Origin of the sequence: Enterococcus sp. AZ091, assembly GCF_051714805.1 — a bacterium.
In the GTDB taxonomy this organism is placed as follows: Bacteria; Bacillota; Bacilli; order Lactobacillales; family Enterococcaceae; genus Enterococcus_D; species Enterococcus_D gallinarum.
In genome coordinates, this window is the sequence record NZ_JBIOSO010000001.1 from 2,228,091 (window position 1) to 2,252,538 (window position 24,448).

23 protein-coding genes and 1 pseudogene are annotated in these 24,448 nt (G+C 42.0%); 22 read left to right on the forward strand and 2 right to left on the reverse strand.

Annotated elements, in window-relative coordinates; genetic code table 11:
* Window positions 1-474: 474 nt before the first annotated feature.
* The 18 genes and pseudogenes from IGJ28_RS11035 (at window position 475) to IGJ28_RS11120 (ending at window position 17,552) form a co-directional block, all read left to right on the forward strand.
* Window positions 475-882, forward strand: a complete 408-nt coding sequence (locus IGJ28_RS11035) for a hypothetical protein (RefSeq protein ID WP_096710990.1) — start codon at window positions 475-477, stop codon at window positions 880-882.
* Entirely contained in the window at window positions 875-1,582 is a 708-nt protein-coding gene (locus IGJ28_RS11040) for a CBS domain-containing protein (RefSeq protein WP_003126617.1), read from the forward strand. The genes IGJ28_RS11035 and IGJ28_RS11040 overlap by 8 nt, the downstream gene beginning before the upstream one ends.
* On the forward strand, window positions 1,579-2,037 hold the full coding sequence (lspA, locus tag IGJ28_RS11045) for a signal peptidase II (RefSeq protein ID WP_003126616.1): 459 nt from the start codon (window positions 1,579-1,581) through the stop codon (window positions 2,035-2,037). Before IGJ28_RS11040 ends, lspA begins: the two co-directional genes overlap by 4 nt.
* A complete protein-coding gene (locus IGJ28_RS11050) occupies window positions 2,038-2,943 on the forward strand; it encodes an RluA family pseudouridine synthase (protein ID WP_003126615.1) in 906 nt (301 codons plus the stop codon).
* A gap of 242 nt (window positions 2,944-3,185) precedes the next feature.
* Window positions 3,186-3,722 (forward strand): bifunctional pyr operon transcriptional regulator/uracil phosphoribosyltransferase PyrR, encoded by a 537-nt coding sequence (gene pyrR, locus IGJ28_RS11055; protein ID WP_003126614.1) that lies wholly within the window; start codon window positions 3,186-3,188, stop codon window positions 3,720-3,722.
* 19 nt (window positions 3,723-3,741) lie between these two features.
* On the forward strand, window positions 3,742-5,022 hold the full coding sequence (locus IGJ28_RS11060; RefSeq protein ID WP_003126613.1) for a solute carrier family 23 protein: 1,281 nt from the start codon (window positions 3,742-3,744) through the stop codon (window positions 5,020-5,022).
* Window positions 5,023-5,063: 41 nt separating this feature from the next.
* A complete protein-coding gene (locus IGJ28_RS11065; RefSeq protein ID WP_060814300.1) occupies window positions 5,064-5,990 on the forward strand; it encodes an aspartate carbamoyltransferase catalytic subunit in 927 nt (308 codons plus the stop codon).
* A 41-nt stretch (window positions 5,991-6,031) separates the two neighbouring features.
* Window positions 6,032-7,321 carry a dihydroorotase gene (locus IGJ28_RS11070; protein ID WP_029486819.1) on the forward strand — a complete coding sequence of 430 codons (1,290 nt, stop codon included), beginning with the start codon at window positions 6,032-6,034 and terminating at the stop codon, window positions 7,319-7,321.
* A complete protein-coding gene (locus tag IGJ28_RS11075) occupies window positions 7,318-8,397 on the forward strand; it encodes a carbamoyl phosphate synthase small subunit (protein WP_003126609.1) in 1,080 nt (359 codons plus the stop codon). The genes IGJ28_RS11070 and IGJ28_RS11075 overlap by 4 nt, the downstream gene beginning before the upstream one ends.
* Entirely contained in the window at window positions 8,398-11,580 is a 3,183-nt protein-coding gene (carB, locus tag IGJ28_RS11080; protein WP_252711987.1) for a carbamoyl-phosphate synthase large subunit, read from the forward strand.
* A 10-nt stretch (window positions 11,581-11,590) separates the two neighbouring features.
* Window positions 11,591-12,379: pseudogene (locus IGJ28_RS11085) on the forward strand (dihydroorotate dehydrogenase electron transfer subunit); the annotation flags it as partial.
* Complete coding sequence (locus IGJ28_RS11090) at window positions 12,380-13,300, forward strand: dihydroorotate dehydrogenase (RefSeq protein WP_367178280.1); 921 nt, start codon at window positions 12,380-12,382, stop codon at window positions 13,298-13,300. It begins immediately after the preceding pseudogene.
* Window position 13,301: 1 nt separating this feature from the next.
* Window positions 13,302-14,021, forward strand: coding sequence for an orotidine-5'-phosphate decarboxylase (pyrF, locus tag IGJ28_RS11095; RefSeq protein WP_252711986.1), 720 nt, complete (start codon window positions 13,302-13,304; stop codon window positions 14,019-14,021).
* Window positions 14,018-14,653, forward strand: coding sequence for an orotate phosphoribosyltransferase (gene pyrE / locus IGJ28_RS11100; RefSeq protein WP_005473159.1), 636 nt, complete (start codon window positions 14,018-14,020; stop codon window positions 14,651-14,653). Before pyrF ends, pyrE begins: the two co-directional genes overlap by 4 nt.
* Window positions 14,654-14,802: 149 nt before the next feature.
* A complete protein-coding gene (locus tag IGJ28_RS11105; protein ID WP_034704506.1) occupies window positions 14,803-15,480 on the forward strand; it encodes a carbonic anhydrase family protein in 678 nt (225 codons plus the stop codon).
* Window positions 15,481-15,510: 30 nt separating this feature from the next.
* Window positions 15,511-15,879, forward strand: a complete 369-nt coding sequence (locus tag IGJ28_RS11110; protein ID WP_003126601.1) for an iron chaperone — start codon at window positions 15,511-15,513, stop codon at window positions 15,877-15,879.
* Window positions 15,880-16,132: 253 nt separating this feature from the next.
* Window positions 16,133-17,077: an AraC family transcriptional regulator gene (locus tag IGJ28_RS11115; RefSeq protein WP_252711985.1), complete on the forward strand. Its 945-nt coding sequence runs from the start codon at window positions 16,133-16,135 to the stop codon at window positions 17,075-17,077.
* On the forward strand, window positions 17,064-17,552 hold the full coding sequence (locus IGJ28_RS11120; protein ID WP_005473156.1) for a pyridoxamine 5'-phosphate oxidase family protein: 489 nt from the start codon (window positions 17,064-17,066) through the stop codon (window positions 17,550-17,552). The genes IGJ28_RS11115 and IGJ28_RS11120 overlap by 14 nt, the downstream gene beginning before the upstream one ends.
* Before the next feature lie 252 nt (window positions 17,553-17,804).
* Here the strand turns inward: IGJ28_RS11120 and efbA are convergent, their stop codons facing one another.
* Both efbA and IGJ28_RS11130 read right to left on the reverse strand, forming a co-directional pair.
* Window positions 17,805-19,502: a fibronectin-binding protein EfbA gene (gene efbA, locus IGJ28_RS11125; RefSeq protein ID WP_252711984.1), complete on the reverse strand. Its 1,698-nt coding sequence runs from the start codon at window positions 19,500-19,502 to the stop codon at window positions 17,805-17,807.
* Window positions 19,503-19,702: 200 nt separating this feature from the next.
* Window positions 19,703-20,092, reverse strand: coding sequence for a DUF1622 domain-containing protein (locus IGJ28_RS11130; RefSeq protein WP_003126597.1), 390 nt, complete (start codon window positions 20,090-20,092; stop codon window positions 19,703-19,705).
* A 141-nt stretch (window positions 20,093-20,233) separates the two neighbouring features.
* Here IGJ28_RS11130 and IGJ28_RS11135 point away from each other — a divergent pair, with 141 nt between their 5' ends.
* From IGJ28_RS11135 to IGJ28_RS11150, 4 genes are all read left to right on the forward strand, one after another.
* Entirely contained in the window at window positions 20,234-20,806 is a 573-nt protein-coding gene (locus tag IGJ28_RS11135; RefSeq protein ID WP_103300875.1) for a hypothetical protein, read from the forward strand.
* A 362-nt stretch (window positions 20,807-21,168) separates the two neighbouring features.
* A complete protein-coding gene (trpX, locus tag IGJ28_RS11140; protein WP_252711982.1) occupies window positions 21,169-22,227 on the forward strand; it encodes a tryptophan ABC transporter substrate-binding protein in 1,059 nt (352 codons plus the stop codon).
* A 173-nt stretch (window positions 22,228-22,400) separates the two neighbouring features.
* Window positions 22,401-23,285 (forward strand): ABC transporter permease, encoded by an 885-nt coding sequence (locus IGJ28_RS11145; RefSeq protein ID WP_252711981.1) that lies wholly within the window; start codon window positions 22,401-22,403, stop codon window positions 23,283-23,285.
* The gene (locus IGJ28_RS11150) at window positions 23,285-24,043 is read left to right on the forward strand and encodes an ABC transporter ATP-binding protein (RefSeq protein ID WP_103300872.1); all 759 of its coding nucleotides are present in this window, start codon (window positions 23,285-23,287) and stop codon (window positions 24,041-24,043) included. The genes IGJ28_RS11145 and IGJ28_RS11150 overlap by 1 nt, the downstream gene beginning before the upstream one ends.
* The last annotated feature ends 405 nt before the right edge of the window (window positions 24,044-24,448 follow it).

Consider the following 24,448-nt stretch of genomic DNA (forward strand, 5'->3'; position numbering starts at 1 on the left):
TGACGCTGTACATAGGCTGCGAGATTCGGAAGAGAATAAAACCTCCCTTTTTCTTCTGACTTTCAAAAATTGGAAGAAATAATTGAAGAGACTGCGAGGATATTTGATTTTTTGCGAAGTTTTCTAAAAGTCTCCCATAGTTATCTCCAGCATTCCTATTTATCCGTTGCTCTTAGAAACATTAGAAACATTAGAAACGAAAGTAGGAAACGGGAAGGGGAAATTGTTATCAAGCTCTTTTAAACGAGAGACTATAAAAAGAATGGTTTTAAAAAGAGGGCTATAAAAGGCGCTAGTTTTCATCTTATGATTTGCCGCTTTTGGATTTTCAATCTATTAAAAGACTGAAAGTTAAATATTAGCAAGAGGCAAGAGATGTGTCTTTTGTTATAATATAATCAGTAGTGCATTTAAAAGACTGTTTTCTTTCTAAGAAAATTAAAGTATACTGATAAAATTGGAGCGTATAAAACGATGAAACGTAAAATCATACGAAATACCGGCTTTTACGCGATGGGGAGTCCGCTGGATTTGCTAGTGGATGGTCAGAAAGTCGCCAGAATCAATCATCAAGAGACCGTCGAGCTGAATCTCAATTCTGACAACCGATTGTCTGTCCGATTTTCCATCCTAAAAAGCAAAGAAATTGCGTTGGCTGATTTACACGCAGAAACTCCATTAGAAATAAAAATGAATCCGCGACTGATTTCTTTTTATGTGCTGTTTTATATTGGTCTGTTTCTAATGATCGCGTTTTTAACTCGCAGCGGACAGTTGTCCATTATCCTTTCGGGTATCTTTCTTTATTTAGCAGGTTATCTATGTTTAGGTCTTTATTATAGCAAACAAGCGTATGTAATTGAGGAGGTAACAAATGGCTAGCGGAGCAGATATTTTTTTGAGTAGTTTCAATCGAATCGAAAAACAATTGAGAGACGATTTGGGTAATCCTCGTAACATGGGTTTTTCAGAGATGGTTCGCCGTCTTTCAAAACAGAAGCAAGGAGACATCAAAAAATACGAAGAAGATTTATTGCAGATGGCCCAATTGCGGAACGCCATCGTTCATGAAAAAATCGGTGAAAATTTTGTGATTGCCGAGCCAAATCAATGGGTAGTGACACGAATCCAACAAATCGAACAGGCCTTGTTGCAGCCTGAAACGGTCTTACCTAAGTTTGGTAAAAAAGTGACCGGTTTTGAAAAAACGTTGGCGCTGAAAGAAATCTTGAAGATCGTCGCTCAAAAGCGGTTTTCACAATTTCCACTCTATGACAAAGGACGTTTTGTTGGGTTGATCACTTTACGTATGTTAGGATACTGGTTTGCTCAAGAAAGTCTAAAAGGAGAGATCCGATTAGAAGGGCGTAAAGCAGAAGACTTGTTGATCAAAGACGGTAAAGAGTCCAATTATCAGTTTGTACCCGCGACAACAACGGTCACTGAAGTAGAAGACCTGTTCCATAAAAATGCTTTACTTGAAGCGGTATTAATCACAAAAAATGGCGATCCTAATGGAAATTTATTAGGCATCGTTCGTCCGCGGGATATTTTTAACGAAGAAAGTGTGGAAAAAAGATGATAGCTTTGTTTTTTTTACTAAGTGCCATAATTGTTGGACTTGATCAGTGGTTGAAGTTTTGGATCGTCAGCAATTTTGAATTAGGTGATGTTCAAACGTTGATCGACCATGTCTTTTCACTAACTTATATTCGGAATACCGGTGCCGCATGGAGTATCTTAGAAGGGAAGATGACCTTCTTTACGATCATCACGGTTGCCGCTGTTATTGTTGTAACTTATTTGTTGATCCGTCATCGTAAAAGCAGTATATGGTTTCGATTGGGACTATCCTTTATCTTAGCCGGAGCGATCGGAAATTTTATCGATCGCTTGCGTTTGGGGTACGTCGTGGATATGTTTCAGCTAGATTTTATCAATTTTCCGATTTTTAATATTGCAGACATGTCGTTAGTGATCGGCGTGTTATTGATTTTTATCTATGCGTTAGTTGATGATGAAGTGAAGGGAAAATAAATGAATAATCAAATTGAAGTAGTAATCCATGAAGAAAAAGGGCGTGTCGATAAAGTATTGGCAGATCGTCTAGAAGCGAGCCGTTCGCAAATTCAACAATGGTTGAAAGAAGGTGCGGTCACCTGTCAAGGGGATCCAATTCGTGCAAATTACAAAGTAAAAGCTGGTGACCAGTTAGTGATTCAAGTACCAGAACCGGAGTCCCTAGATCTGGAACCTGAAGATATTCCTTTGACGATTGTGTATCAAGACCAAGATGTTGCCGTGATCAATAAACCGCAAGGAATGGTCGTTCATCCTTCGGCAGGGCATCCTAACGGAACGCTGGTCAATGCATTGTTGTATCATATGACCGATTTATCTTCGATCAATGATGTTGTACGACCAGGAATTGTTCATCGTATCGACAAGGATACGTCAGGGCTATTGATGATTGCCAAAAATGATCATGCCCATGAAGCGTTAGCCAAACAGTTGAAAGACAAAACTTCTTTACGGAAGTATGTTGCGCTGGTCCATGGGAATATTTCTCACGAAAAAGGCACGATCAATGCACCGATTGGCCGTTCTAAAGTGAATCGCAAGATGCAAGCAGTGCAAGAAGATGGTAAGCCGGCTGTGACACATTTTACAGTTTTGGAACGTTTTGATCAATTTACTTTAGTCGAATTACAGTTGGAAACGGGTCGGACCCATCAAATTCGGGTCCACATGCAATACATTGGCTTTCCATTAGCCGGCGATCCTGTATATGGCCCTAAAAAGACTTTGAAAGGCAATGGCCAATTCCTTCACGCCAAACTGTTAGGATTTACCCATCCGACAACTGGAGAATCAATGGTTTTTGAAGCGCCATTACCCGAACTTTTTGAGGAAACCTTAAAAAAATTGCGAAAAAATGATTGATTTTTTTTTCAAAGAACTGTATAGTGTGTGTAACAAATAAATAGCTCCTTTAAGTGTAGTCCCGTGAGGCTAAGAAGGAAATGAGCAAGCAGACGACTCCCGCGTTGGAGCATCGAAAACTTGCTGGATGATTGCGCATATTCTGGATCGCTGTATACAGCGCCAGAAAGTATGATCGGAAAACATAACTCCTGCCTCACTAGGCAGGAGTTTTTTTATGTTCAAAATTAGGAGGGAACGAAATGCCAACCAAAGAAGTAGTAGATGCAGTAACAATGAAACGAGCATTGACCAGAATCACTTATGAAATCATCGAACGCAACCGAGGGATTGATGACCTAGTCTTAGTAGGAATCAAGACTAGGGGAATCTATATCGCACAACGAATTGCTGAACGCTTGAAACAATTGGAAGGAGTAGAAGTCCCCGTTGGCGAACTGGATATCACATTGTATCGAGACGATAAAAAATCAGATGAAGATCCTGAGATCCATTCTTCTGACATTCCAACAGCAATCGATGGCAAAGAAGTCATCTTGATCGATGATGTGTTGTTTACAGGGCGCACCATCCGGGCAGCATTAGATGCCATCATGGATTTCGGTCGTCCTCGCCGGATTTCACTAGCCGTACTAGTCGATCGGGGGCATCGAGAATTACCGATTCGGGCAGATTTTGTAGGGAAAAATATTCCAACGGCATTAAGCGAACAAATCATTGTTGAAATGGAAGAATCTGACGGTTCTGATCGAATCATGATCAATAAAGAAAACGAGTAGGAAGAAGAGTGACAGACACATGGAAAAGCAAGAATTTCGCAATACCGATGTGGTATTAGATATCAATGATCGTCCAAAGGCATTGCCTTGGTTAGGCTTAAGTCTTCAACATTTATTCACGATGTTCGGAGCAACTGTTTTAGTACCGATCCTAGTTGGGATCAACCCAAGTATCGCTTTAGTAAGTTCCGGTTTGGGGACACTTGTTTACCTCGTTACGACGAAAGGAAAGATTCCCGCATACTTAGGGAGCAGCTTTGCTTTTATCGCTGCAATGCAAATGTTGATGAAATCAGACGGCTACCCGGCAATCGCCCAAGGAGCTGTTACAACAGGACTGGTTTACATCATCGTTTCTCTGATCATCAAAAAGATTGGTGCTGCATGGCTGGATAAAATTTTGCCGCCGATCGTCGTAGGGCCTGTGATCATGGTTATCGGGTTAGGACTAGCTGCTAATGCCGCTCAAAACGCAATGTACAATGGGGACATCTATGATTTTAAATTTATCTTAGTTGCATTGGTTACATTGGGATTGACGATTTTCTTCAACATGTTTTTGCGAGGGTTTCTTGGCTTGATCCCCATCTTACTAGGGATCATTGGTGGTTACTTAGTAGCTTTAGCTGCTGGGATCGTAGACGTGCAGCCAATTATTGATGCTGCTTGGTTCTCATTACCAAGCTTCGAAATTCCCTTTGTTCAATACAAGCCAACGCTACATTTGAATGCGATCACGACGATGGCGCCTATCGCTTTTGTCACGATGACAGAACATATTGGCCATTTGATGGTTTTGAATAAACTAACAAAGCGTAACTTTTTTGAAGAACCAGGATTAAACAAAACATTGATGGGAGACGGCTTTGCGCAAATCGTTGCCGGATTCGTTGGGGGACCCCCTGTGACAAGTTATGGTGAAAACATTGGTGTCTTGGCCATTACGAGAGTGCACAGTGTCTTTGTTATCGGTGGTGCGGCTGTCTTGGCTGTCTTGTTAGGCTTTGTCGGAAAATTGAGTGCTTTGATCTTGAGTATCCCAAATCCGGTCATTTCTGGAATCAGCTTCCTATTGTTCGGTGTCATTGCTGCAAGTGGGATGAAAATCTTGATCGACAATAAAATCAATTTTGACCGCAAAAAGAATTTGATCATTGCTTCTGTGATCCTGGTGATCGGAATCGGCGGCCTTGTCTTTACGGTCGGAACATTCACCTTATCAGCCATGGCATTAGCAACTGTCTTAGGAATCATTTTAAATCTAATTTTGCCAGAAACATCACGCAGTGAAGAACAATAGCTAGCAGTCAACTAAAAGGGAAAAACTAGGAGGTATTATTCATGATCATCCAATCAGAAAGAATCAGTTTAAAGCATCTTTTGACCGTTGAAGCATTAACAGATCGAGAAGTGATGGGGCTTATCCGCAGAGGGCAGGAATTTAAAAGAGGGGCCAAATGGATGCCGCAAAAAGAACAATACTTTGCTACGAACCTTTTCTTTGAAAATAGTACCAGAACCCACAAAAGTTTTGATGTAGCCGAAAAGAAATTAGGTCTTGAAGTGATTGAATTTGACTCCTCAACGAGTTCTGTGCAAAAGGGCGAAACCCTTTATGATACCGTGCTGACAATGTCAGCTCTTGGCGTGGATGTCGCTGTGATCCGTCACGGAGACGAGAACTATTACGACGAGCTGATCCAAAGTAAAACGATCCAATGCAGCATCATCAATGGAGGCGATGGCAGCGGACAGCATCCCACGCAATGCTTATTAGACTTGATGACGATCTATGAAGAATTTGGCCACTTTGATCAACTGAAAGTAGCGATCGTCGGAGACATCACCCATTCCCGTGTCGCCAAATCAAATATGCAAATGCTCAAACGATTAGGCGCCAAAGTGTATTTTTCTGGCCCGCCACAATGGTATGACAATGAATTTGAAGTGTATGGACACTGGTTGCCTCTAGATGAATTAGTGGATCAAGTCGATGTGATGATGATGCTTCGGGTCCAACACGAACGCCATGATGGCTCAGAAAGTTTCTCAAAAGAGGCTTACTTACGGGATTATGGATTGACAGTGGAACGTGCAGCAAAAATGCAAGACCATGCCATCATCATGCATCCAGCTCCAGTCAATCGTGATGTTGAGCTGGCAGATCCATTAGTTGAAGGGCTGCGTTCAAGAATTGTCACGCAAATGACGAATGGCGTGTTTGTCCGGATGGCAATTTTAGAAGCGGTATTGAATGGCAAAGCTTAATTATAAGAAACGCGACCAATAGAGATAGAGGAGGAAGCAACATGAAAACACTTATTAAGAACGGAAAGATCATCGCTGACGGTGATCATTGTATCCCTGCAGAAATTTGGATCGAAGATGGTATCATCCAAGCGATTGGAACGACTTTTTCAGAAACAGGGTTCGATCAAGTGATCGATGCAAAGCAACAACTGATCACTCCAGGATTAGTGGATGTTCATGTTCACTTCAGAGAGCCAGGATTTGAATACAAAGAAACGATCAAAACAGGAAGTATGGCAGCCGCTCGTGGCGGTTTCACTACGGTTTGTGCCATGCCAAATTTAAATCCTGTGCCAGATACCGCAGAAAAATTGCAACAAGTCTACCAACGTATCCAAGAAGACGCCGTGGTTCATGTTTTGCAGTATGCACCGATCACAGAAGAATTACGTAGTGAAGTTTTAACGGATCAAAAAGCATTGAAAGAAGCCGGCGCTTTTGCATTCACCAATGATGGCGTTGGCGTCCAAACTGCTGGTACGATGTACTTGGCGATGAAAGAAGCGGCCAAAAACCAGATGGCATTAGTGGCGCATACAGAAGATGACTCTCTGTTGTTTGGCGGTGTGATGCATGCGGGTAAGAGAGCAGCAGAATTAGGCTTGCCGGGGATTCTTAGTGCCACAGAAGCATCACAAATTGCCCGGGATGTACTGCTGGCAGAAGAAACCGGGGCCCATTACCATGTCTGCCATGTTTCGACAAAAGAAAGTGTGCGGGTCATACGTGAAGCTAAACAAGCAGGAATCCATGTGACGGCAGAAGTTTCCCCCCATCACTTGCTTTTGATCGATGAAGATATCCCTGGCGATGAAGGATTTTGGAAAATGAATCCGCCGCTTAGAGGTAGAGCAGATCGCGAGGCATTGATCGAAGGATTACTGGATGGGACGATCGATTGTATCGCAACAGACCACGCGCCACATGGCTATGACGAAAAAATGCAAAGTTTTTTAAAAGCACCATTTGGAATCGTCGGTTCAGAATATGCTTTTCAATTGATTTATACGCATTTTGTCAAAACGGGCCGCTTTACACTCCAACAAGCGGTGGCTTGGATGACCGAGAAGCCTGCTGAAATCTTTGGATTGAAAGCTGGCAGATTAATGGTGGGAGCTCCGGCAGATCTCGCGATTTTTGATCTAGAGACAGCTTATACTGTCGATTCGGATCAATTTCTTTCAAAAGGAAAAAACACACCATTTAATAACTGGCCATTATATGGGGATACCACCCATACATTGGTCAATGGAAAATTAGTTTGGCAAAAAGGTAGGGGGATTTTATGAAACGCTGGTTGATTTTGGAAGATGGCACATTATTTGAAGGTGAGGGATTTGGCGCAGAGATCAATGTCTATGGCGAGATTGTCTTTACCACTAGTATGACAGGGTATCAAGAAACCATTACGGATCAAAGTTTCAACGGTCAGATCATCACCTTTACCTACCCAATGGTGGGAAATTACGGTGTTAATCGCGATGACTATGAATCAATCGCTCCCACTTGTAAAGGTGTTGTAGTGAAAGAACATGCTCGTGTAGCCAGCAACTGGCGGAAACAATTGACCTTAGACGAATTTCTAAAGCGCAAAAACATTCCGGGAATCGCAGGAATCGATACTCGGGCTTTGACTCGTAAAATCCGCCAATTTGGAACGATGAAAGCTAGTATTGTGGATGCCAATGATGAATTTGCTCATGCCTTTGATCAATTGAAAGCAGCCGTTTTGCCCACCAATCAAGTGGCACAAGTTTCAACTTCAAAGCCTTATCCAAGTCCAGGAACAGGACGGAATATCGTCGTGATCGATTTTGGCTTGAAACACAGCATTCTAAGAGAACTTTCTCAACGAAATTGTAATCTGACGATTTTACCCTACAATACCACCGCACAGGAAATTTTGGATCTCGCGCCAGATGGTGTCATGCTGACCAACGGACCTGGTGATCCGAAAAGCCTCCCTGAAGCCATCAAAATGATTCAAGAAATCCAAGGAAAAGTACCGATTTTCGGTATCTGTTTAGGACATCAGTTGTTTGCTTTAGCTAATGGCGCTGATACTTACAAAATGAAATTCGGTCACCGAGGATTGAACCATCCCGTTCGAGAAATCGCTACAGGAAGAATTGATTTCACCTCACAAAATCACGGTTTTGCAGTAGCAGAAGCATCGATTGATCAAGAGAAACTGATCATCACTCATGTGGAAGTCAATGATGGAACCATTGAAGGTGTCCGTCATCGTCGCTACCCAGCATTTAGTGTTCAGTATCATCCAGATGCTGCACCGGGACCACATGATGGCGTACATTTGTTTGATGAATTTTTAGAAATGATCGATGCATGGAAGGAGCAGAACTAAATGCCAAAACGTACAGATATTAAGAAAATCATGGTTATCGGTTCTGGACCGATCATTATTGGCCAAGCAGCCGAATTTGACTATGCAGGAACGCAAGCCTGCTTAGCGTTGCGAGAAGAAGGCTATGAAGTTGTGCTGGTCAACTCGAACCCTGCAACGATCATGACCGATAAAGAAATTGCCGACAAAGTCTATATTGAACCAATCACTTTCGAATTTGTCTCCCGGATTTTAAGAAAAGAACGTCCGGATGCGATCTTGCCAACATTAGGCGGTCAAACCGGCTTGAATATGGCGATGGAATTAGCTAATTCCGGCATCTTGGATGAGTTGGAAATCGAGTTGTTAGGAACCAAATTAGCAGCGATTGATCAAGCAGAAGACCGTGATCTATTCAAACAATTAATGGAAGAGTTAAATCAACCGATTCCTGAATCGGAGATCGTTTCAACAGTGGAAGAAGCAGTTACTTTTGCAACTAAGATTGGGTATCCAATCATCGTTCGTCCAGCCTTTACCCTTGGTGGTACTGGAGGCGGTATGTGTAATAATGAAGAGGAATTGCGAGTGATTGCTGAGAATGGTCTAAAACTGTCACCAGTGACGCAATGTCTGATCGAACGCAGTATTGCCGGCTATAAGGAAATCGAATATGAAGTCATGCGGGATTCAGCCGATAATGCGATCGTTGTCTGCAACATGGAAAACTTTGACCCTGTCGGGATCCATACAGGTGATTCGATCGTTTTTGCACCGAGTCAAACACTCTCCGATCATGAGTACCAAATGTTGCGTGATGCTTCTCTAAAAATCATTCGCGCATTGAAAATCGAGGGCGGTTGTAATGTTCAATTAGCGCTTGATCCCTACAGCTTTAATTACTATGTGATCGAAGTCAATCCCCGGGTTTCCCGTTCGTCTGCTTTAGCAAGTAAAGCAACTGGCTATCCGATTGCGAAGCTAGCAGCAAAGATTGCTGTTGGGTTGACATTAGATGAAATGAAAAACCCTGTCACAGAAACAACTTATGCCGAGTTTGAACCGGCATTGGATTACGTGGTAGCCAAAATCCCTCGTTGGCCCTTTGACAAATTTGAGTCCGGCGAACGCCGTTTAGGGACACAGATGAAAGCAACCGGTGAAGTGATGGCTATCGGTCGGAATATCGAGGAATCTTTGCTGAAGGCTGTGCGTTCATTGGAGATCGGCACACATCATATTGAAATGAAAGAATTAGAACAGCTTTCAGACAATGACTTGATCGATAAGGTGATCAAAGCGCAAGATGATCGCTTATTTTATGTCATGGAAGCCATTCGCCGCGGCTATGCTATTGAAGAATTGAATGAAATGACTAAAATCGATCTTTTCTTCTTGGATAAAATGCTGCACATTTATGAAATCGAACAAGAACTTGCTGCCAACAGCCAAGATTTTACAACATTAAAACGAGCGAAGCAAAACGGCTTTACCGATAAAAAAATTGCTGAGTTATGGCAGATGACAGAACAAGAGATTCGAGACATCCGTAAGGAAAATCAGTTGCTTCCCGTCTACAAAATGGTAGACACTTGTGCTGCCGAGTTTGAGTCGGCAACGCCTTACTTTTATAGTACGTATGAGTTTGAGAACGAGAGTGTTCGCAGTGAAAAAGAATCTGTTTTAGTCTTAGGTTCTGGGCCGATCCGCATCGGTCAAGGTGTGGAATTCGATTATGCAACAGTACACTCGGTCAAAGCAATTCAGGCTGCGGGCTATGAAGCCATTATTATGAACAGCAATCCGGAAACCGTTTCGACAGACTTCTCGATTTCCGATAAATTGTATTTTGAGCCATTGACACTAGAAGACGTCTTGCATGTGATCGAACTGGAACAACCAATTGGGGTCATTGTTCAATTTGGCGGTCAAACAGCGATCAATTTGGCGGAGCCATTAGTTGCCGCAGGAGTCAGCATCTTAGGTACGAGTATCGAAGACCTCGATCGTGCTGAAAACCGTGATCTCTTTGAACAAGCGTTACAGGCATTAGCTATTCCGCAACCCCCAGGAGATACTGCTACAAATACCACGGAAGCAGTGGCGATCGCTAATCGCATCGGTTATCCGGTCCTTGTTCGTCCGAGTTATGTCTTAGGTGGTCGGGCAATGGAAATCGTTGAGAACCAAGCGGATCTGGAAGATTATATGAAGCATGCAGTAAAAGCTTCTCCCGAACATCCTGTTTTAGTCGATCGGTACTTAGTAGGGAAAGAATGTGAAGTTGACGCAATTTGTGATGGCACGACGGTTCTGATTCCGGGAATCATGGAACATATCGAACGAGCTGGGGTCCACTCAGGTGACTCGATGGCAGTCTATCCACCGCAAAACCTTTCTGACGCAACGATTGCCACCATCGAAGACTATACGAAACGGTTAGCATTGGGATTGAATTGTGTTGGAATGATGAATATTCAATTTGTTATCCACGAGGAAAAAGTTTACGTCATTGAAGTCAATCCTCGGGCCAGCCGAACCGTTCCATTTTTGAGCAAGGTCACAGAGATTCCTATGGCACAGATCGCGACAAAAGCGATTTTAGGAGAAAAATTGGCGGATCTGGGCTACCGTGATGGCCTTTATCCAACACCAAACGAAGTTCATATCAAAGCACCGGTCTTTTCTTTCACCAAGTTACAAAAAGTCGATACTTACTTAGGTCCGGAAATGAAATCAACCGGTGAAGTCATGGGTTCAGACAAAAACTTAGAAAAAGCTTTATATAAAGCTTTTGAAGCAGCTGGTTTGCATATTCCGGAATTCGGGAAAGTTCTCTTTACCGTAGCGGATGAAAGCAAAGCAGAGGCCGCCGTGTTGGCTGCGCGCTTTTTCGAAATCGGCTTCTCGATCTTAGCGACAAAAGGAACAGCCGATTACTTTGAAGGCTATGGCTTGCCAGTCACCCGGGTAGCGAAAATCTCGGAAACAGAAGATGAAACTGTCGTTGATCTCATCAGAAAAGGCGTGACACAAGTGGTGATCAATACAATGGACAAAAATCGGCAAAAAGCCACTGAAGACGGATTTATTATTCGCCGGGAAGCAGTCGAGCATGGGGTGCCGCTCTTCACCTCGTTAGACACCGCTGATGCCATTCTTCAAGTAATGGAATCAAGAGGTTTTTCAACGAAAGCAATCTAGCAGTCAGAAAGGAAAACAGCTCATGAAACAAGAACGAATGACCATTACAAAACAGCGAATGCTCGCACCGCGAATCTACGAGATGACTCTCTCTGGTGCTCTCGTTCAAGAAATGACCACACCGGGACAATTTCTGCATATTCGAGTGCCGGATGATGCCTTTCTCTTAAGACGACCAATCAGTATTAGCTGGATCGATCAAGAAAGCCAAAGTTGTCGCATCATTTATCGGACAGAAGGGGAGGGGACCAAGCGGTTTGCCCATCTGCAAAGCGGGGATCAACTGGATGTTTTAGGCCCTCTAGGGAATGGCTTTCATATCGAAGATTTACAAAAAGATGAGACTGTTTTTATCGTAGGTGGTGGTATCGGAGTTCCGCCACTCTACGAACTTTCCAAACAATTAGTCGCAAAAGGTGTACGGACGATTCATTTTTTGGGATTTGCTAGTTCGGAAGTCATGTATTACGAAAAGGCGTTTCAAGCTCTAGGGGATACACGAATCGCAACGGATGATGGCACCTATGGCGTTCAAGGGAATGTCGGTAATCTATTGTTAGCAGCCGATAGCAAACCTGCGGCTGTTTTTGCCTGCGGCAACAATGGCTTGTTAAAAACGGTTGAACAACTTTTCCAAGACTGTCCGAATGTGCAACTTTCATTGGAATCTCGCATGGCTTGCGGGATCGGTGCTTGCTATGCTTGTGTTTGTCATAAAGCCGATGATCCAACAGGGACCAAAAGTGTCAAAGTCTGTGACGAAGGCCCTGTTTTTCAAGCTGGAAAGGTGGTTATTTAAGTGGTTTTAGCTGTTGAATTACCGGGGTTGTCTCTCAAAAACCCCATAATGCCGGCTAGTGGCTGTTTTGGTTTTGGCGCAGAATACAACAAGTATTATGATATCAGTCAGCTCGGTGCCGTCATGATCAAAGCCACGACCCCAGAAGCACGCTTTGGCAATCCAACACCGCGAGTGGCTGAAACACCAAGCGGCATGTTGAATGCGATTGGCTTACAAAATCCTGGCCTTCGAGTAGTCACGGAAGACATTTTGCCAGAGTTAGCGCAAAAGCATCCAGATCTGCCGATCATCGCAAACGTGGCTGGTTCCACTCAAGAAGATTATGTCACTGTCTGTCAAAAAATCAGTCAAGCGCCGAATGTAAAAGCCATTGAATTAAATGTTTCCTGCCCAAACGTCAAACATGGTGGTATTACTTTTGGTACCGATCCTCAAGTGGCGAAAGAACTGACCCAAGCGGTCAAAGCAGTTTCGCAAGTGCCAATCTATGTCAAACTATCGCCAAATGTGACCGATATCGTACCCATTGCAAAAGCAATCGAGGCGGGGGGTGCCGATGGTTTCACGATGATCAATACGTTATTGGGTATGCGCATTGATTTGAAGACACGACGTCCTATTTTGGCCAACCAGACCGGGGGGCTCTCAGGCCCAGCCATCAAGCCAGTGGCGATTCGTTTGATCAAACAAGTGGCACAAGTTTCTTCGTTGCCAATCATTGGCATGGGCGGTGTGATGACGGTTGATGATGTGTTAGAAATGTATTTAGCTGGAGCGAGTGCAGTAGCAATTGGTACCGCAAATTTTACCGATCCTTATATTTGTCCCAAGTTGATCGAAGAATTGCCTGTACGAATGGCAGAATTAGGTATCGAATCTTTGGCACAGTTGATCAAGGAAGTAAGAGAGGGGCATTAAGATGATTGAACGACCAATTATTGCTTTGGATTTTCCAAGCAAAAAAGAAATTGAGCTTTTTTTAGAGAAATTTCCTAAAACAGAAAAATTATTCGTCAAAGTCGGTATGGAAATCTTTTATCAAGAAGGACCAGAAATCGTCAGCTGGTTAAAAGATTTAGGCCATGATGTTTTCTTAGACTTAAAACTTCACGACATTCCCAATACTGTCGAGCGGTCCATGACACGTTTGGCAAATCTTGGGGTCGCGATCACCAATGTTCATGCGGCGGGTGGTATTGAGATGATGATAGCAGCAAAGCGGGGACTGCAAAATGGAACCAAGGAAGGCCAAAATGTGCCGCTATTGATTGCTGTCACACAGCTGACTTCTACTAGCGAAGAACAAATGCAGCAAGAACAGCTAATTTCTGTTTCTTTAGAAGAAAGCGTGCGTCATTATGCTCAATGTGCAGAAAAAGCAGGATTAGCTGGCGTGGTTTGTTCCGCCCAAGAAGCTGCTGCCATCAAGGTAGCTACCAATCCTGAATTTATGTGCTTAACCCCAGGAATTCGTCCGGCTGGTAGTGATGCCGGAGATCAAAAACGAATCGTCACACCAGCAAAAGCAAGACAAATTGGTTCTTCTGCGATTGTTGTCGGTCGACCAATCACACAATCTGCAACACCTTTTGATACTTACCAGGAAATTAAACAAGCATGGAAGGAAGCTATTCAATGACAGAAATCAGTAAAGCAATTGCCAAAGACCTTTTAACGATTGAAGCAGTATTTTTACGTCCAAATGAACCCTTTACTTGGGCAAGCGGCATCAAAAGCCCGATTTATTGTGATAATCGTATGACAATGAGTTACCCTGCTGTACGTAAAGCGATTGCCAGTGGTTTGGCTGCGCAAATCAAAGAACACTTTCCAGACGTCGAAGTAATTGCGGGTACAGCTACTGCTGGGATCCCTCATGCCGCTTGGGTAGCAGATATTCTTGATTTGCCAATGGTCTATATCCGCAGCAAAGCCAAAGATCATGGCAAAGGAAACCAAATCGAAGGACGTATCACGGAAGGTCAGAAAATGGTTGTGATCGAAGATTTGATCTCTACTGGCGGCAGTGTGTTAGAAGCTTGCGAAGCAGCCGCTCGCGAAGGGGCAAATGTTCTGGGGGTGGCAGCGATCTTTACCTATGAATTGCCGCAGGGATTAACCAACTTTGAAAAGGCCCAGCTGCCATTAGTGACGTTGACCAACTATTCAACAATGATCGATACTGCATTAGAGATGGACTATATCGGAAAAGAAGATATTGCATTGCTGCAGCAATGGAAACAGTCACCTCAAACTTGGACTGGTAAATAAGAACAACGAATATGCCTGGAGTGATCCAAGAGCATATTCGTTTTATTTTTATCTTTTTTCTGATACGATTTGAGACGATTCATCAAAAGTTATCTGGCAGTTGAAAGGCAGCCAGTTTCAATAGGGAGGCAGTTTTATTGAAAAGAAATATGGATGTTCCATGGAGTTATTCTGGGGAGAATGGTCCTGAGTATTGGCACACATTGTGTGACTGGTATGCTGAAGGAGCAAAGTTTCCATTGCAATCGCCCATTGCGCTTTACCATGATGATACAGAGGAACCTGTCGATGAGGATTTAAGCTTCCATTACCATCGGGAACGCTTTACTGAAAAAGAATTTAAAAATACGATTCATTTTGTTCCATACAATAAAGAAAGTTACGTGACCTTTCAAGGCATCAATTACTACCTAACGGATATTCATTTTCATATGCCTTCTGAGCATATCATCGATGATGAGCAGCAAGAACTTGAATTTCATTTGGTACATATGAATGAACAAGGAGAAAACTTAGTCGTCGGTATTTTGTTCCGGTTAACAGATAAATTAAACTGGATCTGTAATCAGCAAGATGATAGTATTTGGGATTTCAAAAACCATACCCAATGGTTTGACCCATCGATGTTTTTACCGGAAATGACCCACCATTTTCATTATGTAGGTTCTTTGACAACTCCTCCAACTAAAGGTCCGATCAACTGGTTTGTATTTGACTGGGTAGGCGAGATGAGTCGTCGCTTTATTCTGGAATTTCGTGAAGAAGTTTTGGAAAACAATAATCGTCCATTGCAGGATCGAAAAGACCGACCAATCTACTTTTACTGATGGTCTAGCGAACGAAAGGAAGGCTACGAAATGGATCAGTTTCAAGAGTACCTAACAAAAGAATTGTCAGAGGCACAGCGAAAAGTCCTGGAGCCATTATTTGAACATATATTAACTGAATTCCCGGATTTGCAGACTCGAATTGCTTGGAACCAGCCGATGTTTACGGATCATGGAACCTTCATCTTGGGGATTAGCAGTTCGAAGAAACATTTCTCAGTCTCGCCAGAAGTGAAAACGATGGCCTTGTTCAATACCCGCATTGAAGCAAGTGGCTATTCACAAACAAAAAACATTTTTCGTATTTTATGGGATCAGCCGGTTGACGAAAAGCTGATCTTCGACATTATCCGTTTTAATATGGAAGACAAAGCGGATTGTCAAACCTTTTGGCGCTAGATAGTCGTTCTGAAAATAAATTTTAATGGCCAACAAAAAAGACGATTTATTCGTCTTTTTTGTTGGTTTAAATCCGGGATCATCAGACAATAGCGACCGAATTATGCTAAAATAGTGGAAAATACACGAAAATCCTTTTAAAAATACCAACTATTGTGAACAAAAGCACAATAGAACCTTTTTTAGGAAAAAGAGCAGAGGCCGTTAAGCTTTTTTCTCTTAGTTGTTTTATAGTGTGAGAAAGGAGACTTCTATGCATGCATGGGAAGCCATACAGAAAACATTGGACCATATTGAAGCAAATTTAGCTGAGACAATCGAAATTGATGAGTTAGCCAAAGTTGCTGCTTTGTCGCCGTTTTATTATCAGCGTTTATTCACGCGATTAGTCAAATCCTCAGTCAGAGAGTATATCAAGTTACGCCGTTTGGCTGTAGCAGCCACCTATTTACAAAAACAGCAACGGCGAATCATTGATGTTGCGCTGGAGGTTGGATTCAATAATCCTATTTCTTTTTCGCGATCGTTTAAAGAAGTTTATGGCATTTCACCCTCACACTATCAGAAACAGTTGCTCCCATTACAAAATTTCGATAAACCAGATTTATCCCTTAGCCATATTGTGGTAGAGGAAGGGGAACCGTTGATCAGTGAAGGAGTCGTCTTAGCAATACAGCAGAAAATAATGGATCAGCCGCGGGTTTTCAATGGTATCGTTGGTTATTATCCTTTCAAGTATGGCAAAATGCTAGGAGAAAGAACCGGCGTAGATCCAGTTGAAAAGATTTGGCAAGACTTTTTTCACGCTTGTGCCAATCATCCATTTTTGCGAGCAGAGACGCTCATTGGTGTTTCCTATCCTGGAGAGGCACCAGCAGGTCATTCCAGTTATTTTGTCGGGGCAGAATCTGTCACTGGAAGATATGAGAAAGACATGAGCCATCTGACAAGCTGGACATTACCGGCCCGTGACTATGTTGTTTGCAGCTTTGAGACGACTAAAGCACAAATGATCGTCGGGATGGGTAAGGCAATGAGGTATACTCGTTTTTGGCTAAAAAAACACGGTTTGATAGCGGATGGCTTTTTTCCTGAGCTTTATCGACAATCGCAAGCGGAGATCATGATTGTCGAATTATGGATTCCTTTTAAAACAAGAGAAAATTTTCAAGGAGGAAAAACAAATGATGAATTATGAAGAGGGCCTGACATTACTGGAAGAAAAGTTTGGTAACGACAAAGACAATTTGATCTCTTTAGCAACGATTGCGCGCAATTGCGGTGAAAATGGGTTGCCTCGTCCTATGGTGCGGGATGTAGATGCTTATTATGAGAATGGTGTCTTTTATGTATCGACCCATGAAAGCTCCAACAAAATCCAGCAAATCAAAGAAAATCCCGAAGTTTCTATCGCAGTCTGTGGCGAATGGTTTACCGCTAATGGCATCGGAGAAAATCTAGGATGGGTCTTGGACCCAAAAAATGCGGAATTGAGAAAAAAAATTCGCAAGGCGTTTGTTTGGTACGATGAAGTTAATGATGAAGCGGATCAAGGCTGTTGTTTTCTTGCCATTCGGTTAACGAAAGGGACATTGAATATCAATCACTGGGAAAAGCTCTATCATTTTGATTTTGAAAATAAGCGCATGATTGATCAAAATGATACTTTTTAACCACCAACAATGCATCGATTCCATTGATCAGTCATCTGGACTAGCGTTGTTTCGATGAAATGGCTTGGCTGATGTGTCCGAGAGCTTCTTAGCGTTTCCAAGTATTTTTCCATAAAAAATGAGCCGCTTACGGATTTGTTCTATCCACCCATTCTCAGCGATTGACGAGAAGGCTGTGTGTTAGAGACATGTAAGCGGGTCATTTTTTTAATTCTTCGCCAACTTTTTTGGAAAATCAGCAAAAGAACAGCGTTAGTTTTGTTTTAAATCCAAAATTGTTTCCTCAGGCGTTACATAATAAGTCGTCTGGTTCTCATAAATCACAAAGCCTGGTTTTGCACCATTTGGTTTGCGAATATGTTTGACTTGTACCAAATCCACAGGTACTTGTGCGGAGTGGCGGTATTTCGAGAAGTAGGCAGCTAATTCTGCGGCTTCCAAGATTGTTTCTTCGCTAGGTGAATCCGACCGAATGATCACATGAGACCCGGGGATATTTTTCGTATGGAGCCAATAATCTGTTTTACGTGCCGTTTTTAAAGTTAACTGATCATTTTGCAGATTGTTTTTGCCTACCAGAATCTCCGTTCCATCAGAAGAGAGAAAACGTTCCGGTTGCGAGGGCGTTTGTTTTTTCCGTTGTTTCGTCCGATTTTTGACATATCCTTGGGAAGCAAGTTCTTCGCGAATCGTCAAAAGATCTTTCGGTGCGGCAATTTCCAACTGTGCTTCTACTGATTCCAAATAGGCGATCTCATCTTTTGTTTCAGCAATTTGCTGATGAATCAGTTTGACAGCATTTTTCAGCTTTTGATAACGCTGGAAATATTTTTGCGCGTTCTGGTTGGGTGTCAAGGCCGGATCTAAGGCAATTTTTATTGGTTTGTTCTCATCATAGTAATTAGCTAATTCCACTTCGCCTGCACCGCGAGGGACTTGCGCCATGAAAGTCGTTAAAAGCTCGCCTTTTTGACGGAATTCTTCCGCATTCTCAGATTCTCGCAAAGTTTGCTGTCTTTTTTCTAGCTTGTGCTTGTTTCGCTTCAGCTCATTGTCGATTTTTTTCAGTAATTCACTGCCTTGCTGTTTTACTCGGTCACGGTCAGCTTTTTCATGATAAAACGCATCAAGCAATGCGCTTAGACTCTGGTAAGTTTCCTGCCAGTCCGCTTGTTCCATCAGTGAATGAAAGGGGATCGGAGTAAAGAATTCTTTGTTCCCGGATTTTAAGTAGGTAGGAACAGGATCCGCTAGCTCGGCAAAAAATTCTTCCCAAACGGTTACTTTTTCATTTGGTCGTTCTTTTAGACGAGATACCAGCTCATCTGCCGTATCCCTGCCAAATCCTTGAAAAGTCTGCTGCAAGACTTTGGGCGACAATTCTTCTAGACGAGACAGCATTTCAAAGACTTTTGTTTGATTGAGTGTATACGGATCAACAGTGTCTTGTTTTGGCGGTGCAACATAAAGGGACCCTGGCAGCAAGGTACGATACGTATTTTGCGAATGACCAATGTGCTTGATCGTATCAACGATTTTACCGGTTGCCCGATTCATTAAGAGAATCGTGCTGTGTCTGCCCATCAATTCAACGATCAAAACAAAGTTTTGTAAATCGCCTAATTCGTCACGACGAGTAAAATGGAAATGAACGACTCGATCATTCGCAACTTGTTCAATCGTTTCCAGAATTGCGCCATCTAAATACTTCCGTAACATCATCAAAAAAGTTGGAGGTGTTTCTGGGTTGGTATAGGTAGCTTGTGTACATTGAATCCGAGCATAGCTCGGATGGGCAGATAACAATAATTTGTGATTTTTCCCTTGAGAACGGATCACGAAGATCACTTCGTTCTCATAAGGCTGGTGAATTTTATTCACTCGACCATTGACGAGTTCATTTTGTAATTCCTGAACCATCAAGTGGGTAAAGATGCCATCGAAGGACATTTATTTCCCTCATTTCTGTTTTATCAAACTTTTTTCTCATTCAATTTTTGAGGTCAAGACATTTGACCGATAAAGGTAAGTAAAATTAACGAATCCAGATTGAATCGAGTAGTTCTATTATAACGAAAAGAAACCAGAAAGACCAATCCTGATCAAAGCAGGACATACCCCATCAGATTTAGGATATATTGAAGCATTCACTAAGAGTCCGTTTTATTGTTTTGTGCATCCTTTAGGGCTTTTTCAATCTCCATATTCAAGAAATAGGAAATGACTGTTCGAATGACTACGACTACTGCTAAGCGGACGATATCGGCAAATGTCGGATGGATGATGGTCTCAATGATATCTGCAGCAATCAAGATCTCCAAACCAAGCAAAACATAACTGCCGAGAAAATTTCGAATAAAATTGTTTTCTCTGGCCGCACTCATACGGTCTTTCGCTTTTATTTCAAAACGAATAAAATCAAAACCAGCTTTTACAACTCCCCACACAAGCACTAAAATTGAAAGCAGATTCAGACAAACGACGATTAAATCTAAAATGGGGATTGCATTATCCATTAAAAGTTCAGCAAGATCAGCCATGACTAACTCCTTTGGTTTTTTCTCTATCTTATCGAATTTTACTTAATATGGGAAGTTATATGGGAAGTTTCTTGACGCTCCAAAGACATCTTGCTAGTATAAAGATAAGGTTGATGGCAGATGAAAAGGGCGGGGTTTAGGATGGAGCGATTCGAGAATTTTTTTCAGTTGGTAAAAGAGAAGATGCGAGAAAGCTGGGAAGCTTTTGTCCAAAGTGTCTACCAAAATCAGCGTAAGACCATGTATTATTTAGGTACGGGTATTCTACTTGCTGTGCTATTTGCTGTAGTGATTATTACTTCTCAAACGAGGATCAAAACATCGCTGATCCACAAGATGGCTTTTGAAGAATTGCCTTCTGATAAGATCGAACCATTAGAATATGCAGAAGCAGATCAGACGATTCGGGACACAAAAGCCATTTCTGTGATGTTTAGTAAACCGAATGGCGAAGAGTTGGCAGAAGTGTTTCAATTGTTTAATGATAAAGAGAGTGAAATGAATCGATCCGTGTACTATTATCCGATCGTATATGATACACAGTCTTTTTTAGATACTTACGGTGTAAAAGCAAATGAAATCACCTTTGTTTTCTTTGAAAACGGACAAGAGAAAAATCGGTTTACTTATCAATCACTTAAAGATCCTGCAGAAGAATTTATTCCTGAATTGAATCGGTTACCAATGTGGAATATTCGCAAATTAGCAGAGTAAGAAAAAATCTGACAATTTGAATAAAAGTTATTGACGTTCTTTTATCAATACGCTAAACTAAGTGAAACAAAGTTAAACAAATGGAAAAAGGAGGAGCTAATATGAGACTATTTTACGCATTGCAATCAAATTCATGGCAAAACTGGCGTAGATAGTTGTATTGGTGGACCTCAATCCATAGATACAACTTTTTAGAGAACCTTCTAAAGTGCTGTATCTATGCTGGTAAATGAATCTTTCACCGCATAGAACGATTAGTCTATGCGGTTTTTGCTTGAAGCAACTGCCGGATTGTCGGCAGTTGCTTTTTTTAGTTCTCAAGTATAAACAAAAAAATGAGAAAGAAGCGAGGAGAGTTAAAAATGGAAAACAAAGGATTAATTGCTGCAGTTATTGTTATTTTTGGATTTTTATTGGCGGCTTTTGGGTACCAAATGGGAGCAAAACAAACAGGAGAATCCGCTGAACAACCTACGGATCAAACAGCAAAAAAAGAACACAAAACGGTGGGTATTCTACAATTTGTCAGTCATGAAGCGCTCGACGAAATCACTCGAGGCGTCAAAGAAGGGTTAAAACAATCGGGTTATACCGAAGGGGATAATTTAACAATCGAATTTCAAAATGGCCAAGCGGATCAAAGTAAATTAGCGACCATGAGTCAGCAATTGCTGAACAAAGGCGCTGATGTATTAGTAGGGATAGCAACACCTGCTGCTCAAGCATTGGCTAATACTACTAAGGATGTGCCAATCGTTTTAGGCGCAGTGACCGATCCGGTTGGGGCCAATCTAGTGGCTGATATGGATAAACCTGGAGGAAATATCACTGGAGTATCAGATAAAACACCAGTAGCTACTCAGTTTGAATTAGCCCAAGAATTGATGCCAGAGGCAAAATCAGTTGGTATCTTATATTCTTCAACAGAGGATAACTCCAAGTATCAAGCAGCAGAAGCAGAAGCGGCCGCAGAAAAATATGGCTTGACGTCGAAAAAATATGCAGTTCCTTCAAGCAATGAAATTGCTCAGACGGTACAGGTGATGGCAGAAACCGTCGATTTCATTTTTATCCCATTGGATAATACGATTGCCAATGCGATGCAGACGGTTGTCGGAGAAGCAAACAAAACGAAAACACCAATCATCACCTCAGCAGAAACCATGGTGCAACAAGGTGGCTTGGCGACTGTGGGTCAAAATCAGTTTAGCTTAGGTGTCCAATCAGGTAAAATGGCAGCTGCGATCTTAAAAGGGGAATCTGATCCAGCAACAACCCCCATCTATACTTTTAAAGATGGCGATACGGTTATTAATGAAAAGCAAGCTGAATTTCTTGGCATCACTATTCCAGAAGCACTCAAAGAAAAAGCCAGACTCATTTCTGACGAAGCGACCGAAACAACATCAAGCACAGACTAACTATTGAAACAGCTGCTCTTAAAAGGGTTATAGCAATGCTAACTAACGTTTCATAAAGAAACAAGAAAAAAATCTATTGCTTTTAAGGAATATGTGTCCTGACAGAAACTTCTTGTTGTCAGGACAGGGGTTTGGAAGACAGATAGAAAAACAAGTAACGAGGAGGAAAAAAAATGATCGTTTCAGCGATTGGGCAAGGATTCCTTTGGGGGATTCTTGGGTTAGGTATTTTTATGACGTATCGAATTTTAAATTTTCCAGATATGACTACTGAGGGCTCTTTTCCTCTTGGCGGCGCGGTCTGTGTGACTGCTATCACGCAAGGTGTCTCACCGATAGTAGCTACTCTTTTAGGGGTAGGCGCGGGGATGTGTGCCGGATTAGTAACTGGTCTTTTATATACGAAAGGCAAGATCCCAGTAATTCTAGCTGGAATCCTTGTGATGTCGGGACTAAATTCAGTGATGCTGTTTGTGATGCGCTCGCCAAATCTTTCTCTATTGAATCAACCAAAAATCCAAGATTTCTTCACGAAGCTAAATTTGCCTAATTACTTTGATACTGTGTTGATCGGATTAGTGATGGTATTAGTGATCGGGGCTGTCTTGCTATTCTTTTTCCATACCAATCTTGGGCAAGCCTATATTGCTACAGGAGACAACGAGCATATGGCTAAATCACTAGGGATCAACACAGACACTATGAAGATCATTGGCTTAGTTGTTTCCAATGGAGTGATTGCATTATCTGGGGCATTGATCGCCCAAAATGATGGTTACGCAGATGTTAGTAAAGGAATCGGGGTCATTGTAATAGGGTTAGCATCGATTATCATCGGTGAAGTATTATTTGGCGAACTAACATTATTGGAGCGGCTCGTAGCGATTGTTGTGGGCAGTATCATTTATCAGCTGTTGATCCTATTTGTGATCAGAGCTGGCTTTGATACTACTTACTTAAAAATCTTTTCGGCGATCATCTTGACACTTTGTCTATTGATCCCGCAATTCAAAAATGCACTGCACTTGCGGACGGGTTTCGAAAAGGAGGATGAATGATGTTAACGATCAATAAAGCAACCAAAATCATTGGCAATGGTCCTCATGAAAAGAAGACGCTCTTACAGAAAGTAGATTTAAAACTGCAACCAGGGGAATTTGTGACTGTAGTCGGCGGCAATGGTGCTGGAAAAAGTACATTGTTTAATTGTATATCCGGTTCACTGCCACTTACTAGTGGTCAGATCTTGATCGATGACCAAGATGTCACGCAGTTGTCAGAAGAAAAAAGAGCTGCTTACTTGTCAAGAGTCTTTCAAGACCCTAAAATGGGCACTGCGCCGCGAATGACCGTCGCTGAAAATCTATTGTTGGCGCAACGTCGTGGACAGAAAAGGAATTTGCATTTGCGCCAATTACAAGCACAAAAAGATGTTTATTATCAATTATGTCAAGAAGTGGGCAACGGGCTCGAACAACATTTGGATACACCAACAGGAAATTTATCTGGTGGGCAACGCCAAGCATTGAGTCTCTTGATGGCAACGATCCAGACCCCAAAATTGCTGCTTTTAGACGAGCATACTGCGGCATTGGATCCGAAAACGTCTAAACAGTTGATGCAAATCACTGCAGATCGAGTGGAACAACAACAGTTGACTTGCTTGATGATCACTCATCGCATGGAAGATGCTCTAAAATATGGCAACCGATTGATCTTGCTTCGTAAAGGGCAGATCGTGAAAGATTTATCCGCAGCAGAAAAAGCGCAGCTTCGTTTGCAAGATCTATTACTATTCTTTGAAGACGACCTTTAGAAAACCGAATCTACCAGTGAAAATCGCAGAAAAAAATAAATGAAAACCAGTGAAATGAAAAAAATAAGAAAAAATCATTGACAACTTTCAAAGTTCAACCTATACTTAGGACAATCTTACATCAGTTTGGAGCGAACAATCATGAAACAATTGCAAGCGAACCCCTCACAACTGAATAAATATTACTTTAGCTATTTTAGATAGGTTTGTATTCATGAAAGACATGGGTACAAACACTCGTTTGTATCTATGATGGCTAAGGCATTTCGTAATGACTTGAAAGCCACGTAGATCGTAAAATCTATAGTGGCTATTTTTTATATTCACATATCAGCTGATATGTAATGTTTGAAGGTGTTCACTGTAGATTCTATCAATTTACAGTGGACATCTTTTTTTGTTGAA